Source organism: Actinomyces radicidentis (assembly GCF_001553565.1).
In the GTDB taxonomy this organism is placed as follows: Bacteria; Actinomycetota; Actinomycetes; order Actinomycetales; family Actinomycetaceae; genus Actinomyces; species Actinomyces radicidentis.
Genome location: NZ_CP014228.1, coordinates 859,569 through 874,879 on the forward strand (window position 1 = coordinate 859,569; position 15,311 = coordinate 874,879).

General features: G+C 69.7%; 13 protein-coding genes and 1 pseudogene. 11 read left to right on the forward strand and 3 right to left on the reverse strand.

The genetic code is table 11. The annotated features are described in order from the left end of the window. Positions 1-545: 545 nt before the first annotated feature. The 9 genes from AXF14_RS03705 (at position 546) to AXF14_RS03745 (ending at position 10,985) form a co-directional block, all read left to right on the forward strand. Positions 546-1,511: a sugar-binding transcriptional regulator gene (locus AXF14_RS03705; protein WP_067940940.1), complete on the forward strand. Its 966-nt coding sequence runs from the start codon at positions 546-548 to the stop codon at positions 1,509-1,511. Positions 1,512-1,711: 200 nt separating this feature from the next. Beyond that, positions 1,712-2,368 (forward strand): deoxyribose-phosphate aldolase, encoded by a 657-nt coding sequence (deoC, locus tag AXF14_RS03710; RefSeq protein WP_067940942.1) that lies wholly within the window; start codon positions 1,712-1,714, stop codon positions 2,366-2,368. After that, positions 2,365-3,750, forward strand: coding sequence for an L-fucose:H+ symporter permease (gene fucP, locus AXF14_RS03715; RefSeq protein ID WP_067940944.1), 1,386 nt, complete (start codon positions 2,365-2,367; stop codon positions 3,748-3,750). Before deoC ends, fucP begins: the two co-directional genes overlap by 4 nt. Before the next feature lie 2 nt (positions 3,751-3,752). Then, complete coding sequence (locus AXF14_RS03720; protein ID WP_067940945.1) at positions 3,753-4,772, forward strand: aldose 1-epimerase family protein; 1,020 nt, start codon at positions 3,753-3,755, stop codon at positions 4,770-4,772. A gap of 1 nt (position 4,773) precedes the next feature. Continuing rightward, a complete protein-coding gene (rbsK, locus tag AXF14_RS03725) occupies positions 4,774-5,733 on the forward strand; it encodes a ribokinase (RefSeq protein WP_067940947.1) in 960 nt (319 codons plus the stop codon). Positions 5,734-5,922: 189 nt separating this feature from the next. Next, positions 5,923-7,020 carry an AraC family transcriptional regulator gene (locus tag AXF14_RS03730; protein ID WP_067940949.1) on the forward strand — a complete coding sequence of 366 codons (1,098 nt, stop codon included), beginning with the start codon at positions 5,923-5,925 and terminating at the stop codon, positions 7,018-7,020. A gap of 552 nt (positions 7,021-7,572) precedes the next feature. Continuing rightward, positions 7,573-8,538 carry a L(+)-tartrate dehydratase subunit alpha gene (gene ttdA / locus AXF14_RS03735; RefSeq protein ID WP_211260124.1) on the forward strand — a complete coding sequence of 322 codons (966 nt, stop codon included), beginning with the start codon at positions 7,573-7,575 and terminating at the stop codon, positions 8,536-8,538. A gap of 111 nt (positions 8,539-8,649) precedes the next feature. Beyond that, positions 8,650-9,360, forward strand: coding sequence for a L(+)-tartrate dehydratase subunit beta (gene ttdB, locus AXF14_RS03740; protein ID WP_084355331.1), 711 nt, complete (start codon positions 8,650-8,652; stop codon positions 9,358-9,360). Further along, complete coding sequence (locus AXF14_RS03745; protein WP_211260125.1) at positions 9,357-10,985, forward strand: DASS family sodium-coupled anion symporter; 1,629 nt, start codon at positions 9,357-9,359, stop codon at positions 10,983-10,985. The genes ttdB and AXF14_RS03745 overlap by 4 nt, the downstream gene beginning before the upstream one ends. A gap of 438 nt (positions 10,986-11,423) precedes the next feature. Here the strand turns inward: AXF14_RS03745 and AXF14_RS03750 are convergent, their stop codons facing one another. Both AXF14_RS03750 and AXF14_RS03755 read right to left on the reverse strand, forming a co-directional pair. Then, entirely contained in the window at positions 11,424-12,002 is a 579-nt protein-coding gene (locus tag AXF14_RS03750; protein WP_067940951.1) for a PIN domain-containing protein, read from the reverse strand. Positions 12,003-12,008: 6 nt separating this feature from the next. Beyond that, complete coding sequence (locus tag AXF14_RS03755; protein WP_067940953.1) at positions 12,009-12,509, reverse strand: helix-turn-helix domain-containing protein; 501 nt, start codon at positions 12,507-12,509, stop codon at positions 12,009-12,011. Positions 12,510-12,727: 218 nt separating this feature from the next. Here AXF14_RS03755 and AXF14_RS03760 point away from each other — a divergent pair. After that, positions 12,728-12,982: pseudogene (locus tag AXF14_RS03760) on the forward strand (addiction module antidote protein); the annotation flags it as partial. 142 nt (positions 12,983-13,124) lie between these two features. Then, on the forward strand, positions 13,125-14,168 hold the full coding sequence (locus tag AXF14_RS03765; protein WP_211260127.1) for a restriction endonuclease: 1,044 nt from the start codon (positions 13,125-13,127) through the stop codon (positions 14,166-14,168). Between the two features lie 18 nt (positions 14,169-14,186). Here AXF14_RS03765 and AXF14_RS03770 read toward each other — a convergent pair whose 3' ends face one another. Continuing rightward, positions 14,187-15,197 (reverse strand): GIY-YIG nuclease family protein, encoded by a 1,011-nt coding sequence (locus AXF14_RS03770; protein WP_067940955.1) that lies wholly within the window; start codon positions 15,195-15,197, stop codon positions 14,187-14,189. Positions 15,198-15,311: the final 114 nt, after the last annotated feature.

Genomic DNA, 15,311 nt, shown 5'->3' on the forward strand with positions numbered 1-15,311 from the left:
GAGCGGGATGTGCGCGTGCCGACGACGTCGGGGCGGGCCGGGCGGCGGCCGTGGCGGCTGCGTCCGGGCGGGCCCGTGGGCGCCGGCGGTGGCGCCGCCGCGCATCCTCCGGGAGCGACCCGGGGCGGCGGCGCCGAGGTCGACAGTACAACCGAATGAGTCCGGTTGGGCACATCATCCAGTGGGTGAGTGCCATGATGACCACTAGATGTTGTGGTGTGACGATCGGTTGTCACTGGAATAAGCCGCACTTTCCGGCGCGATCGACGACCGGGCCCACCCCCGCACCACGTGATCGGCGTCACGAAACTCGCCCGACGACGTCGGCGCCCAGGCGTGTCGCGCCGGGACCGGACCGAGCCGCCCGGCCGTGCGACACAGCGGCAGACATCCTCGGCAAACGGTGGCGCCGTCGGCGTCGTCCTCTGCCGAGGATGTCTGCCTCTGCAAGCCGGAACCCCGCGGACCGAGCCGGGACGTCCGGGTCCGGAACGCCCGAGCCCGTGTCCTAAGGTGTCGCCCTGGAGCTCGACGAGGAGACGGACGTGGACGATGCCGGCAGCGCGCTGACGCACAAGGACGTGCTGGCGCTGGACGTCGCTCGCCTCTACCACGAGGCCGGCCTCACCCAGGCCGAGGTCGCCGAGCGGGTCCACCTCTCGCGCCCCACCGTCTCCAAGCTCCTGTCCTACGCCCAGCGCCGGGGCTTCGTCCGCATCGAGGTGTGGGACCCGCGCGAGCACGATGAGGCCGTCATCGCGGCCCTCCTCGACCGCTTCGACCTCACCGAGGTCCGTCTCGTCGCCACCCATCCCCACCTGCCCGGCCAGGCACGTGCGGCCCTCGCCGCTCAGGGGGCGGACCTGCTCACCGCGCTCGTCCGCGACGGCGACGTCGTCGCGGTCCAGGGATCGGCCGTGCTCGCCGACGTCGTGCGCTGCCTCGCGCCCGCCCACCTGCGGTCCGTCCGGGTCGTGCAGATGGCCCGGAGCCTCTCGGAGTGCCTCACCGGCCGCGAGGAGACGTCGTCCCCCGCGCTCCTGGCGAGCACGCTCGGTGCGCAGGCGACGCCCCTGCCCTGCCCGCTCATCGCGCCGTCGGTCCCGGAGGCGAACAGGCTGCGCTCGTCCTCCCCGCTCCGGGAGGCCCTTGCGCTCATCCCCGAGGCCCGGGTCGCCGTCTTCACCGCGACCTCGGCCGAGCGCTTCGCGCCGCTCACCGACCGCCTCGGCCTGTCGCAGGAGGACGCCGAGTCCCTCCGGCACCACGCGGCCGGCGAGCTCTGCGCACGGATCATCGACGCCGACGGCTGCGTCTGCCTCCCCGACCTCAACAACCGCACTCTCGGCGTCTCCCTCACCGAGCTGAGGCACATCGAGCAGAAGGTGCTCCTCGCCTGCGGACGGGACTGCGCGCCCGTCGTCCGAGCGGCGCTGTCCAGCGGGTACGTCGATCGCCTCGTCGTCGACGTCGCGACCGCCCGGCAGGTGCTGGCGCTCGACGCGGCCTGAGCCCGGCACATTCGTGCCACCACCGCACCTCTGGTCGACCTGACCGCCCCATCAGGAGGACGATCGCCACCTTTCCTCGGAACGGCGCCGTTTTCCGCAGCTGCCGCGTTCTGCCCGCCTCCCTTCCGACGCCCGACGCCCGCGCCGTAGCCTCCCTGGCACCGCCCCGTACCCACGGGCGGATGAACAAAGGAGTTCACATGACACGAGCGTCCCTCATCGATCACACGCTCCTGGCCCCGACCGCGGGCCGCAAGGCGGTGACGGCCCTCTGCCGGGAGGCCGTCGACCTGGGAATGGCGTCCGTGTGCGTCAACCCCGTGCACGTACCCCTCGCCGCCGAGCTCGTCGCAGGGTCAGGAGTGGCCGTCTGCACGGTCATCGACTTCCCCTTCGGCGCGAGCAGCACCCGCTCCAAGGCGGAGCAGACGCGGATCGCCGTCGACGACGGCGCCACGGAGGTCGACATGGTCGTCCCTCTCGGCGCCGTCAAGGAGCACGACTGGGACCGCGTCGAGCAGGACGTGCGCGGCGTCGTCGAGGCCGCCGGCGCCGACGTCACCGTCAAGGTCATCCTCGAGACCTGCCTCCTCGACGACGAGGAGATCACGCGCGCCTGCGACTGCACCCAGGCGGCCGGCGCCGACTTCGTCAAGACCTCGACCGGGTACTCGACCGGCGGCGCGACCGTCCACGCCGTCGAGGTCATGCACCGCGCGGTCGGAGGCAGCCTCGGGATCAAGGCCTCCGGCGGGATCCACTCGCCCGAGGAGATGAGCGCCATGCTCGCCGCGGGCGCCACCCGCATCGGCGCCTCCGCGGGCCGGGCCCTCCTCGCGCAGGAGGAGCAGGCATGAGCACCACCGTCGTCGAGACCCCGCGCTCGCGCGGTCTCATCCCGAACCGGACCCGTCAGCTCTCCGACGGCTACCTCGACCGGACCCCGATCTTCCAGTACATCCTGCTGTCGATCTGCTTCCCGATGTGGGGCGCGGCGGCCTCGCTCAACGACATCCTCATCACCCAGTTCAAGTCGTTGTTCACCCTGTCCGACTTCGCCTCCGCCTTCGTCCAGTCGGCCTTCTACGGCGGCTACTTCGTGCTGGCGATCCCCGCCTCCCGGATCATCCGCCGCTGGAGCTACAAGACCGGCATCCTCGTGGGCCTGACCTTCTACATCGTGGGTTGCACGATGTTCTTCCCGGCCTCCCGCATGGCCACCTACTCGGTGTTCCTCGCCGCGATCTTCGCGATCGCCGTCGGGCTGTCCTTCCTCGAGACCTCCTGCAACACGTACTCGTCGATGATCGGGCCGAAGCGCCTGTCCACGCTGCGCCTCAACATCTCGCAGACCTTCTACCCGATCGGCTCCATCGCCGGCATCCTCATGGGCAAGTACCTCATCTTCACCGAGGGCGCGTCCCTGCACGAGCAGCTCCAGGGACTCTCCCCGGCGGAGGCCCACGAGCTGAGCCAGCAGATGCTTCTGCGCACGCTCCAGCCCTACCGCTTCCTCGTCATCGTCCTGCTCCTCCTGCTCGTCGTCGTCGCGCTCACGCAGATGCCGGCCTGCAAGCCGCAGCACGAGACCGTCTCGGGCACGGCCAAGGACCAGGCCACCATCGGGGAGACGCTGAGCTACCTGGCGCGCAACGGGCGCTTCCGTCGAGGCATCGTCACCCAGTTCCTCTACGTCGGCATGCAGACGGCGGTGTGGTCCTTCACCATCCGTCTGGCGCTCAACCTCGACCACTCGCTCAACGAGCGCAGCGCCTCGAACTTCATGATCTTCGCCTTCGTGGCCTTCTTCCTCGGCAAGTTCCTGGCGAACATCCTCATGACGCGCCTCGACGAGAACCTCGTGCTCGTCGGCTACTCGGCCGCCGGCGTCATCGCGCTGCTTTACGTGGTCCTCGCGCCGAACATCTCCGCGGTGTACGCCGCGATCCTCGTCTCCGGCCTGTTCGGCCCCTGCTGGGCGACGATCTACGCCCGCACTCTGGACTCGATCGAGGACAAGCGCCACACGGAGACCGGCGGCGCCGTCATCGTCATGGCCATCATCGGCGGCGCCGTCATCCCGGCGCTCCAGGGCCTCATCTCGGACACGGTCGGATCGATGCAGGTCTCCTTCACGATCAACATCGTCTGCTTCACCGCCGTCCTCCTGTACTTCCTGTCCGAGCACCGCCGCTCGCGCAGCACCGCACCGACCACCACCACCGGGGAGAAGGCCTGACCATGATCACGATCCCGCTCGACCAAGCACTGTTCACCTCCGAGCCCGCCGTCGTCGCACGCTCCGGAGCCGTCACCGCGACGGCCCACCGCTACGGCAGCGGCGTCGCAGCCCTCACCCTCGAGACCGCGCGCACCCGCGTCGAGCTCCTGCCGTTCATGGGCCAGATCATCTGGGACGCCGTCGTCGACGGCACCAGCCTGCGGATGGACAACATGTTCCACGAGCCCGTCCCGGCCACGGAGATCACCCAGACCTACGGGTGCTTCGCCTTCCACTCCGGGCTCCTCTCCGCCGGCTGCCCCTCCCCCGAGGACGACCACCCCCTGCACGGCGAGTTCTCCTGCGCCCCGATGCAGGAGGCACGGCTCGAGATCGATGACGACGCCGCCCGCGTCGTCTCCCGGTACGAGTACGTCATGGGCTTCGGGCACCACTACGAGGCCCGTCCGTGGGTCCGCGTGAGCGCGGGCTCCACCACCTTCGACATCGGCATGGAGGTCGAGAACCTCTCCGCCTACGCGCCCATGCCGCTGCAGTACATGTGCCACATGAACTACGCCTTCGTGCCCGGCGGGAGGATGACGCAGAACCTCCCGGAGGGAGCCTTCGAGCTGCGCCGCTCCGTCCCCGCGCACGTCCGCCCCACCCCGGAGTGGACCCGTCTCAACGAGGACATCCTCGCGGGCCGCCTCGACGCGGACTCCCTCGTCGGCGCGGAGGCCTTCGACCCCGAGATCGTGTACTTCGCGGACGACCTTCCCCGCTTCGGGGAGGACCTGGAGTTCACGCTCACCTCCCCGGAGGGGCGCGCCTTCGTCACCCGCTTCTCGTCGCACGACTTCCCCGTGGCGACGCGGTGGATCCTGCACAACCCCGACCAGAAGGTGGCAGCCTTCGTGCTGCCCGGAACCTCGAGGCCCGAGGGGCGGCTCGCCGCGGAGGCCGCCGGCACCCTCATCAGCCTCGAGGCCGGCCGCACCCGCCGCTTCGTCGTCACCACCGGTCTCAAGGAGGACTGACATGGCTAGCCGCTGCGACTGCGTACCCGGTGCCGACGATCCCCGGATCGCGGTGATCGGCTCCAACATGGTCGACCTCATCTCCTACATCCGGCGCATGCCGCACGAGGGCGAGACCCTCGAGGCCCCCGACTTCGCCATGGGCTGCGGGGGCAAGGGCGCCAACCAGGCCGTGGCGGCTTCCCGCCTCGGCTCCAAGGTGCTCATGGTGACGAGGGTGGGGAACGACATCTTCGCCGAGAACACGATCGCGAACTTCAGGCGGAACGGCATCGACACGACCTACGTGCTGCCGACCGACGCGACGAGCGGCGTCGCCCCGATCTTCGTCGACGAGGAGTCGCACAACTCGATCCTCATCATCAAGGGGGCGAACGCTCTGCTCTCGCCCGCCGACCTCGCCGCCGCGGAGGCCGACGTCGCCCGCTGCCGTCTCATCGTGCTCCAGCTGGAGATCCCCCTCGAGACCGTGTACGCGGCGATCGACATGGGCCACCGGCTCGGGATCCCCGTGCTCCTCAACCCGGCCCCGGCGCAGCCCGACCTCCTCCTCGAGCGGGTCCGCGGGTGCGACTTCCTCGTCCCGAACGAGTCCGAGCTCTCCCTGCTGACGGGGATGCCCGTGGACACCGAGCAGGACGTGCGCCGGGCGGCCTCGGTGCTCCACCGGGCGGGCGTGCGCCACGTCGTCGTCACGCTCGGCTCGCGGGGCGTCCTGTGGCTGAGCGACGAGGGCGAGGAGCTCCTGCCGGCCACGAGCGCCCACGCGCTGGACACCACCGGCGCCGGGGACGCGTTCATCGGCTGCTTCAGCCACGTCCTGGTCGAGACCGGCGACATCCGCGAGGCCATCGTCCAGGCCAACGTGTACGCGGGGGACTCCGTGACCAAGCGCGGCACCCAGACCTCCTACGCCACGGCTGAGGAGTTCGCCCGGGTCCGCGCCGAGCTCGAGCGCTGACGCCTGCGGGCTCTCAGCCGTCCCGCACAGAGGCAGACGTCCTCGGCAAACGGTGGCGCCGTCGGCGTCGCCGTGCGCCGAGGACGTCTGCCTCTGTGCCGGTGAGCCGGCTGACGGGCGGGCACCCCAGCGAGCGCGGCCGGGACGTCCGCACCACCGCCCGCCGGCGCGACTCCATACGATGTCCCCATGCCCACGACCGCGCCGCCGCTCACCGGGGAGCTCCACGTCGAGCACTCCTCCCCCGCCCGGGGGCTGAGCGCGGAGCAGTACGTCTACGAGATCGGCTCGTACCACTACAACTGGCACACGGCCCTCGAGGTGCTCGTGGTCGTCACCGGGCGCATCGAGGTCTGCGTCGCTGGCACGGCCACCACCTACGAGCCGGGCGACGTCATCGTCATCAACGCCAACGAGGGCCACGCGACCCTCGCCACCCAGCCGCGATCCACCGTCATGTGCCTGCACGTGTCGGCCGACTACCTGTCCTCCTTCACCGACGACGGCGCCGTCCCCCACTTCGACTGCCGCTCCACCGCCGCGACCCGCCCCCAGCCCGGCTTCGCCCGCCTCCGCACCCTCTTGGCCCGGATGATGATCGACGCCCACCGCACCGGACCGGGCGCCGACGCCGCCTGGGAGTCCCGGCTGCTCGACGTCGTCGCCGTCCTCTTCAACCACTTCCCGCCCACGAAGGCCGAGCCGAATGCCCCCGAGCCCGGCTCGGCGGAGAACAACCGGGCGCTGCGCCGCGCCGTCGACTACGTGGACGGGTCCTTCCGCGAGCGCGTCACCCTCGATCGGCTCGCCAAGCACGTCGGCTTCTCCCCGGGCTACCTCTCCCAAGTGTTCCCCCAGCAGGTGGGACTGACCTTCTCCGAGTACCTCACGCGGGTGCGGCTGCGGCAGGCGGTACGCGACCTCGGCGAGACCGACCACCTCATCGCGCAGGTGGCCGCGGACGCGGGCTTCCCGGACGTCAAGGCCTTCAACACGGCCTTCCGCCGGACCTTCGGGCGCACGCCGAGCGCCTACCGCCAGCTGCTCACGGCGGACACGGCGGCCGCCGACTCGGTCTTCCACAAGCGCTACGTCTCGCGCTCCGATGAGGACGTGAGCCGGGTGCTGCGCGCCTGGTCGGTGTCCACGCAGGAACTCGTCGACGACGACGCCCCCTGCGAGACGGCGGCGCGCCTGGCGCGCTCGTCCCCGGTGGACGAGGCCCTCGAGCTGACGCGCGCCCTGGCGGCGCGGCTCCAGCAGATCGTCGAGGACGACGAGCGCTGAGCGCGAGCCGGGCGCTGGCCGCTTCGGTCCGGTCGGCGGCAGGCGACGCGTCGCTGGCCCCTCGCGCCCGCCTCCGCTGCCGCACCCTCGGGGAGCCGACCGGCCACACCAGCTCGGAACTGTCCAAAACTCGCCACTTCAAACCCGACGCACCCGGCTCGCGCGACCCGCTTCCGCGGAATCCCGCGGTTCTTCCGCGGGACGGTTGAGCCGTCGCCTCTAGAAGTTGCGAGTTCTGGACAGTTCTCGGCGGACCACGCCCCGGACGCCTTCCGGCCCCGCCTCCAGACCGGGTGAATCCTCAGGTCGGACCTCCTGCCGGCCGGCCTCGAAAGCCGGTGCGCCGCCCCGCAGAACGGCGTCGTTCCAACGGGAACGCACCGTGCGCCGTCGGGCGGATCCTCATCCGCCGCCCCTCCCGGCACCGCTGCGACAGGCCCGCCGTCGGGACCACCGTCCCAGGCCGGCGGATGACCGATCGGAAGGACCAACTGCTCCCATCGGAGGAGTCTTCATCGCGTACCGAAACCCCAGGTTCGCGAAGGAGCCACCGTGACCGCCATCGACATCGCCGGCGTCAGCACCGAGGGCAAGAGCCCGATCGCCGAGATCGACGACGAGAAGCTCGCCGAGCTCTCCGACGTCGTCGCCCGCTTCACCTCCGTCGTCTCCCGTCGTCTCCCCGACGACGTCACGGCGCAGCTCAAGACGCTCGCCGAGGAGGAGACCAACCCCATGGCGACGATGATCTACAACACCATGCAGAAGAACCAGTCGCTCGCGGCTGAGCTCAAGCGCCCCTCCTGCCAGGACACGGGCCTCGTGCAGATCTTCGCCACAGTCGGCTCCCACTTCCCCTACATGGACGGCCTCGCCGAGGCCCTCAAGGCCTCCATCGCCGAGGCCACCAAGATGGCGCCGCTGCGCCACAACACCGTCGAGACCTTCGACGAGTACAACACCGGCACGAACGTCGGCTCCCACGCAGACTCCAAGTCCCCGTGGATCTACTGGGACGTCGCCGAGGGCCGCGACGACCTCACCCTCCACGTCTACCTCGCCGGCGGCGGCTGCTCCCTGCCCGGCCAGGGCAAGACCCTCATGCCCGGCGAGGGCTACGAGGGCGCCATGAAGTTCGTCCTCGACGTCATGACCTCCTACGGCCTCAACGCCTGCCCGCCGCTCCTCGTGGGCGTCGGCATCGGCTCTTCCATCGACGCCGCCTCCTACATGTCCAAGCTGGCGCTCATGCGGCCCGTCGGCTCGCACGCCTCCAACCCGAAGGTCGCGCAGCTCGAGGACGACCTCCAGGAGGCCATCGACTCGATCGGTCTCGGCCCCCAGGGCCTGGGCGGCTCCCGCTCCACGATGGGCGTCAACATCGAGAACTCCGCCCGTCACCCCTCCGTCCTGTCGGTCGCCGTCAACACCGGCTGCTGGTCGCACCGCCGCGGCACGATCCACTTCGACAAGGACCTGGGCTACGAGTTCCTCACCCACAAGGGCGTCGAACTCTGAGCCCACTGCGCCGCTTGGGCCCCACGGGCGAGAGCCCCGGGGCCGAGGGCGGCGCCACGTCGACGACGACACCACCACTGCACGGCTTCACTGAGAACGAGGACCAGACCCATGACTGACACCGCCACCGCCACCAGCACCGAGGCGCGCGAGGCCACCGACGCCGAGAAGCGCGAGGCCGAGGCCGCCGCCGAGGCCGCGACCGGCCGCACCATCACCCTGACCACCCCCATCAAGCGCGAGGACATCGAGGACATCAAGGTCGGTGACGTCATCTTCCTCGACGGTCACATCACGACCTGCCGCGACGTCGCCCACCGCCGCCTCATCGAGTACGGGCGCGAGCTGCCCGTCGACATCAACGAGGGCGCCATCCTCCACGCCGGCCCGATCATCCGCGTCGTCGACGAGGAGAAGGACGAGTTCGAGGTCGTCTCCGTCGGCCCGACCACCTCGATGCGCATGGAGAAGTTCGAGGAGGAGTTCATCGAGAAGACCGGTGTCCGCCTCATCGTCGGCAAGGGCGGCATGGGTCCGGGCACCGAGGCCGGCTGCGAGAAGTACGGCGCCCTGCACTGCGTGTTCCCCGCCGGCAACGCTGTCATCGCGGCGACCGAGGTCGAGGAGGTCGAGGGCGCGGAGTGGCGCGACCTGGGCATGCCGGAGACCCTGTGGACCTTCCGCGTCAAGCAGTTCGGCCCGCTCATCGTCTCGATCGACGCCCACGGCAACAACATCTTCGAGCAGCAGAAGGTCACCTACAACCAGCGCAAGGAAGAGGCGCTGGCCAAGCTCAACGAGAAGGTCCGGTACATCAAGTGAACCTCCTCGACGCCGTGCGCCCCGGCCGCAAGGGCGCTGACACCCCCGCGGCCGCGGGCGGCGACGTCGAGACCGGCGCCGTCGAACAGAGCGCGACGGAGCCGAGCGCCATCGAGCCGGCCGCCGTCGACGGCGGGGCGACGGGCGCCCACGAGGCCGTCCCGACCCCGCAGGACCCGCCGCGCATCGGGCTGGGCCACGAGACCAAGCCCTGGGCCCTGGCCGTCAGCCTCATCATCGGGCTGGGCCTGTGGCTCGTCCCGGCGCCGTCGGGCCTCACCGCCCCCGCCTGGCACCTCTTCGCGATCTTCCTCGCGACGATCGTCGGCATCATCCTCAAGGCCGCCCCCATGGGCGCCCTGTCCATCATTGCGATGGCCGTGTGCGCCGCGACCGGCGTCCTCGCCCCCGACGGCGACTCCGGCGACAAGGTCTCCGCGGCCCTGTCCGGCTTCTCCAACGGCACGATCTGGCTCATCGTCTCCGCCTTCTTCGCGGCCCGCGCCGTCATCGCCTCCGGGCTCGGCGAGCGCCTCGCCTACCTCTTCGTCAAGGTCTTCGGTAAGTCGACCATCGGCCTGGCCTACGGCCTCGGCCTCGCCGACCTCGTCACGAGCCCCGCGATCCCGTCGAACACGGCGCGCTCCGGCTACGTGTACCCCGTCATGATAAGCGTGGCGAAGGCCTTCGGCTCCGAGCCGGACTCCAAGGAGAGCCGCAGGAAGCTCGGCACCTACCTGGCGATGACGACCTACAACCTCAACCTGGCCGTCTCCGTCATCTTCTTCACTGGCGCCGCCCCGAACGCCATGAGCGCCAAGCTCGCCGAGGCCGCCGGCGTCACCGGGGTCAACTGGCCCGGCTGGCTCATGGCCTCCGTCGTGCCCGGCATGGTGGGCGTCATCGTCGTGCCGCTCGTCATCTACGCGATGAACAAGCCGACGATCCGCCGCACCCCCGACGCCGCCGCCATGGCCTCGCGCGAGCTCAAGCGGCTCGGCAAGGTCACCGCCCACGAGTGGGTCACCCTCGGCGTCTTCGTCATGATGATCATCCTGTGGGTCATGGGCGACTCCTTCATGAGCGCCACCACCGTGGCCCTGCTGGGGCTCGGTGCGCTGCTGCTCACCGGGGCCCTCACCTGGGACCAGATGAAGGCCGAGAAGTCCGCCTGGGACACCCTCACGTGGTTCGCGGCCCTCGTCATGATGGGCACCTACCTCAACGACCTCGGCTTCATCGGCTGGCTCGGCGACAACGTCGGCGCCCACATGCACGGCATGAGCGAGCTCGTCGCCTTCGCGGTCCTCACCGGGGTCTACGCCCTCACGCACTACCTCTTCGCCTCGGGCACCGCGCACACGGCCTCGATGTTCGGCGTGTTCCTCGGGGTCGGGCTGGCGCTCGGTCTGCCGGGCGTGCCGCTCACCGTGTTCCTCGGCGCCATCCCGACCCTCATGGGCTGCCTCACCCACTACGGCAACGGCCCCGCGCCGCTGTACTTCGGGTCCGGGTACGTCGAGCTCGGCGCCTGGTGGCGGACCGGCTTCGTGGTCGGCCTCGTGCACATGGCGATCTGGCTGGTCATCGGCCCGCTGTGGTGGAGCGTCATCGGGGTGTGGTGAGCGGGGTGTGGCGAGGGGGCGGCACGCCCGGCCCCACACGCAGCCTCAGCACCTTCCTCGCAGAAGCAGACATCCTCGGCAAACTGTGGCGACGTCGCCGCCGCAGTTTGCCGAGGATGTCTGCTTCTGTGCCGGCGAGCCGGTGGGCGTCCGCCGTGGCACCGATCGGGTGCGGCCGCAAACTGTGCTCTCGTCCGGCCGTCCACCGGTCGCGGCCGCAAACCGAGCACTCGTTGGCAAACCGGGCAGCCGTCGGCCGCACACTTTGCCAACGAGCACTCGGTTTGTCCTGAGTCGGGGCGCTCACTCGCAGCCGTAGACCTCCTCGGCAGCGGGAGGCGCCGACGGCGTCGACGGCTGGCAAGAGCGTCTACCGCTGTGCGCGCTGCAAGCGCTGGTGAGGGCTCCATCGGTCATTCCGGACCCCAGACGGGCTCCCTACCTGTCCGCGATACGCCACTGCCGCGCGCGTGCCGCCGCGGCGAACTGCGGGACACCGCACCGTGCCAGGTGCTCCAGGAGGGCATTCAGATCGACAGGAGGCCGCCGACTGTCCTCCGCCTGTCGACGGACCGCCTCGAGGACGAGATCCGGGGCGAGGTCCAGCTGATCGAGGAGGAACTCGTCCGGTCCGATCGCCCGGATCTCGTAGGGCTCGAGGGCGGTCTGAGGGAAGTCCTTGAGGTTCAAGGTGACGATGACGTCGGCGCGCCCGACGATGGCAGCGGCGAGGACATGCGCGTCGTCGGGGTCCGGGAGGCTGAGCGCGGATAGCAGTCCATCCCAGCCGGAGACCGAGGCGTCCTGGAAGGCTCTGTCCATCAGGTCGGTGCGACGCCGGGCAGCCCCAGCCTGGAGATCGGGATGGACCTCCTCGATCGCCGCGACGGTCTCATCGAGAATCCGTGCACTCCACAGGGAGCGGTAGAGGCCCTGCTCGGCGACCCGCAGGAGCGTGTCCGCGAGCGCGACGGGCACGAGGACGCAGGCGTCCAGCAGGGCGGAGAAACGGGCCATGCCCTGTCAGTCCCTCCCGTGACGAGCTCGACGGAGGGCAGCGTTGTAGTCGGCGGGTTCGTCGTACAGGCCCAGCTCGACGGCGTCCGCGGTCATGTCACTGAGGATGGAGGCCCGCTCCGTCGCCGTCTGCCGCTGGTACGCGACGACGTCCTCGAGGCGGACGCGGCGGTGCCGGCTGGCGCCGGGCTGCACGAAGGGGATACGGCCCGACTCGAGGAGCTTGACGACGGTCGGGCGGCTCACGCCGAGGAAGTCCGCGGCCTCCTGGGTGGTGAGCATCTGGTCAACGGGCGCGATCGTGATCGCCTTGCCGCGCTCCATCGCCCGCACGACATCGACGACGACGTCGAACACCTGCGCCGGCAGGTCCACGACCTGGCCGTCGGGCCCGACGAGGGCCGCTGGCCCGTCCGTCCGCGCGAGGAAGCGCGACAGGTCGAGCATGGGCTCGAGGTCCTCGGGAGGGAGAACCGTCGACGGGGTCTCAGCCGCAGTGGTGGTCATGCACCGACGATATCCGCAATTCGAAAAACTCGAAACCCCCATCGTGGCTGTTCCGCTCGCCATCACCGAGGGCCAGCACGCCTCCAGTCGTGTCCCAAGAGATTCGATCGAGGTGCCACGCAGCAGCTGACCCAACCGATCCTCGCGGACCTGAGCACGGAAGGGGACCGGCCATGGTCCTGAGCACCTGGAACACCGCTGACTAGCTCGACACTCCCGAGGCGATCATCGCCTACCTCGACAAGGCGGCAGCCGACGACGACCCAGACCTCCTGCAGGCCGCGCTCGGCGACGTCGCACGCGCCAAGGGTATGAGCGCTATCGCGAGCGAGATCGGGGTCGGCCGGGAGTCCCTCTACAAGTCGCTCGCAATGAGCGGCAACCCGTCGTTCCAGACGGTGAGCCGGGTCGTCCGAGCCCTGGGCGGCCGCATCAGCATCACGCTGCCCGACGACGCCGGAGCGGCAGCCTGACGGCCAGCCGGACGCCCCTTCCGCCGACGTCCTGGACGTCGGCACCTTCATCCACGCAGCCCCGGACAACGCGTTCTTCGGCTGACGACGCCGTGACCGCAGCCCGCACACCGCCACCGCACCGCCCGTACACTCCACGCTCGTGAACGACTCACCACGCCTCTGGGGCCTGCACAACGACGTCCGCGGCCAGGAGCTCATCGACGGCGGCTACGTCGCGATCGGCTGGGGCGCGGTCGGGGACCTGCACGCGATCGGCGACAACCAGCTGCGGATGCGCGTGGCGGTCGCGGACAAGTTCCCCGAGATGAAGCGTGGCGCCGTCCCCGGGACGGCGGGCACCCTTCGCCGTTTCACATTCGAGGCTCAGATCGGCGACCTGCTGGTCTTCCCGAACAAGCAGGACCGGACCCTGGCCTTCGGGAGGATCACGGGCGGCTACGAGTTCGACGCACAGGACGGGCGCCAGCCCCACCACCGCCAGGTCGAGTGGCTCAAGACGGGTGTCACCCGCACGCTTTTCTCGCAGAGCGCCCCCGCCGAGATCGGCTCCGCCATCACGATGTTCGGCGTCCACCGGCACCGGCAGGAGTTCCTCTTTTTCATCACCGCCGGGAGCGAGGAGGAGTTCGCGTCGACGCGGCAGCCCCAGGCGGTCGCCGCTGACGATGAAGTTCGTGCGGACATCCCCGACTCCGAGGCCCTCATGCCCACCGCCGACGACATCGACCAGCACACCCGGGACTTCGTCGCCGACGTCCTCAAGAACGACCTCAGCCATGAGGAGTTCGAGCAGTTCACCGCGGACCTGCTGCGCTGCATGGGCTACGAGAGCCGGGTGACCCGATACGTCGGCGACGGCGGGGTGGACGTCATCGCCCACCGAGACCTCCTCGGCGTCGAGCCTCCAATCATCAAGGTCCAGTGCAAGCACACCGCTGAGACGCAGGGGCGGCCTGCGGTGCAGCAGCTCATCGGCACGCTCGACAAGGACGAGGCGGGGCTCTTCTTCACTCTTGGCTCGTACTCCTCCGAGGCGCTGAGCGTCGAGCGGGAGCGGCAGAATCTCCGGCTCTTCTCGGGCACAGAGGTCACGGACCTCACGCTGCGGTACTACGGCGACCTCCCACCGCGGTGGCGCAGCCGGATGCCGTTGCGGCGAATGCTGGTGGTCGACGCGGAGTGAGCCGCGCCCAGCAACAGCTCACGCCAGGGACGCATCGTTCCAGTTGGCGCTCGTCACGCCATCTGGCCAGTAGCGCACGACTCCCATGGCCCCGCGCTTGCGCGATGGCAGACGCTTTCCGTGCGGCCCGACGAGGAGGTCGAAGAGGTCGTCACCCGGCTGAAGCAGCTCGTAGTCGAAGCTCCGACGCCTGCTAGCCGGGTCGTAGTCCCACGAGTCATGGTCGATACGCATGACGGCTCGACTGATGCCGTGATGCTCGACGACGGCGTAGTTGATGTCGTCCCGCTGCACGTGTCCCGGATCGATGCGCCACCAACCGGCAGCGGACAGGGCAATCTCATCGAGGTGCTTATCCCGCTCGGTCGGCCGAAGCCACTCGTGCTTGTAGCCGTAGCCATGACGGTGGCGACGTGGGCCAGAACGGTTGCTCGAGAGATCCTCCTCCTGCTCGTGCCAGCCGCCCAGCGTGATGGAGATGAAGCCAATGGGCCGGCCGCCCTGCAGGCCGCGTTCGTCTGCTGCACTGTCCAGTGGCTCGACGGCGAACTCATCGAGGATGTCGTCGAGAAGCTGGATGCCGAAGCCCCGGGCCTTCTCTCGGCGAAGGTTGGTCAGCTGCTCGCCCCCGAGACCGAGTGGTACGGGGAGGGAGCCCGGGGAGGTAGGCGAGATGCGCATCGTCATGAGGAGATCGATCAAGGCGGCTTCGACCGCCGTGTACTCACCGAGAGTCATCCCCTGGCGGACGATCCAGATCTCGGGCTCCCCACCACAATGCACCAGGGCCCGATCCTTCGCGGAGAGCTCACGCTCCACGCTGTCCTGCGGCACCTCATCGTCCTCGAGATCACTCGTCACTGCGAGAAGCTCGCGCACGGTGTCCGCGTTCTCGTGCGACTTCGCCCGCTCACCGGTCCCCTTTCCGACGTAGAACGGGACTCCCGTGGCGGGGTCGGCGAGCATGTAGACGTATCGGCCGAAGGACTCGAATGCAGCCCGGATAGTGCCCGGATCGTGTGCGCTCATGACGTCTCCTTGGTTGCATGGCACCAGGCGCTGCGTCGGTGCAGCACGTGGCGATCTCGTAGGAACGCTATGACCGATAGCAGTTGCCGATGTGCTTGTTGCCGATCACGATCG

Excerpts from the sequence above, each read along its gene's own strand:
- fucP (WP_067940944.1), top strand. The coding sequence starts at position 2,365 with ATGAGCACCACCGTCGTCGAGACCCCGCGCTCGCGCGGTCTCATCCCG.
- AXF14_RS03755 (WP_067940953.1), bottom strand. The coding sequence starts at position 12,509 with ATGACCACCACTGCGGCTGAGACCCCGTCGACGGTTCTCCCTCCCGAG.
- AXF14_RS03730 (WP_067940949.1), top strand. The coding sequence starts at position 5,923 with ATGCCCACGACCGCGCCGCCGCTCACCGGGGAGCTCCACGTCGAGCAC.
- AXF14_RS03720 (WP_067940945.1), top strand. The coding sequence starts at position 3,753 with ATGATCACGATCCCGCTCGACCAAGCACTGTTCACCTCCGAGCCCGCC.
- deoC (WP_067940942.1), top strand. The coding sequence starts at position 1,712 with ATGACACGAGCGTCCCTCATCGATCACACGCTCCTGGCCCCGACCGCG.
- rbsK (WP_067940947.1), top strand. The coding sequence starts at position 4,774 with ATGGCTAGCCGCTGCGACTGCGTACCCGGTGCCGACGATCCCCGGATC.
- AXF14_RS03770 (WP_067940955.1), bottom strand. The coding sequence starts at position 15,197 with ATGAGCGCACACGATCCGGGCACTATCCGGGCTGCATTCGAGTCCTTC.
- ttdB (WP_084355331.1), top strand. The coding sequence starts at position 8,650 with ATGACTGACACCGCCACCGCCACCAGCACCGAGGCGCGCGAGGCCACC.
- AXF14_RS03750 (WP_067940951.1), bottom strand. The coding sequence starts at position 12,002 with ATGGCCCGTTTCTCCGCCCTGCTGGACGCCTGCGTCCTCGTGCCCGTC.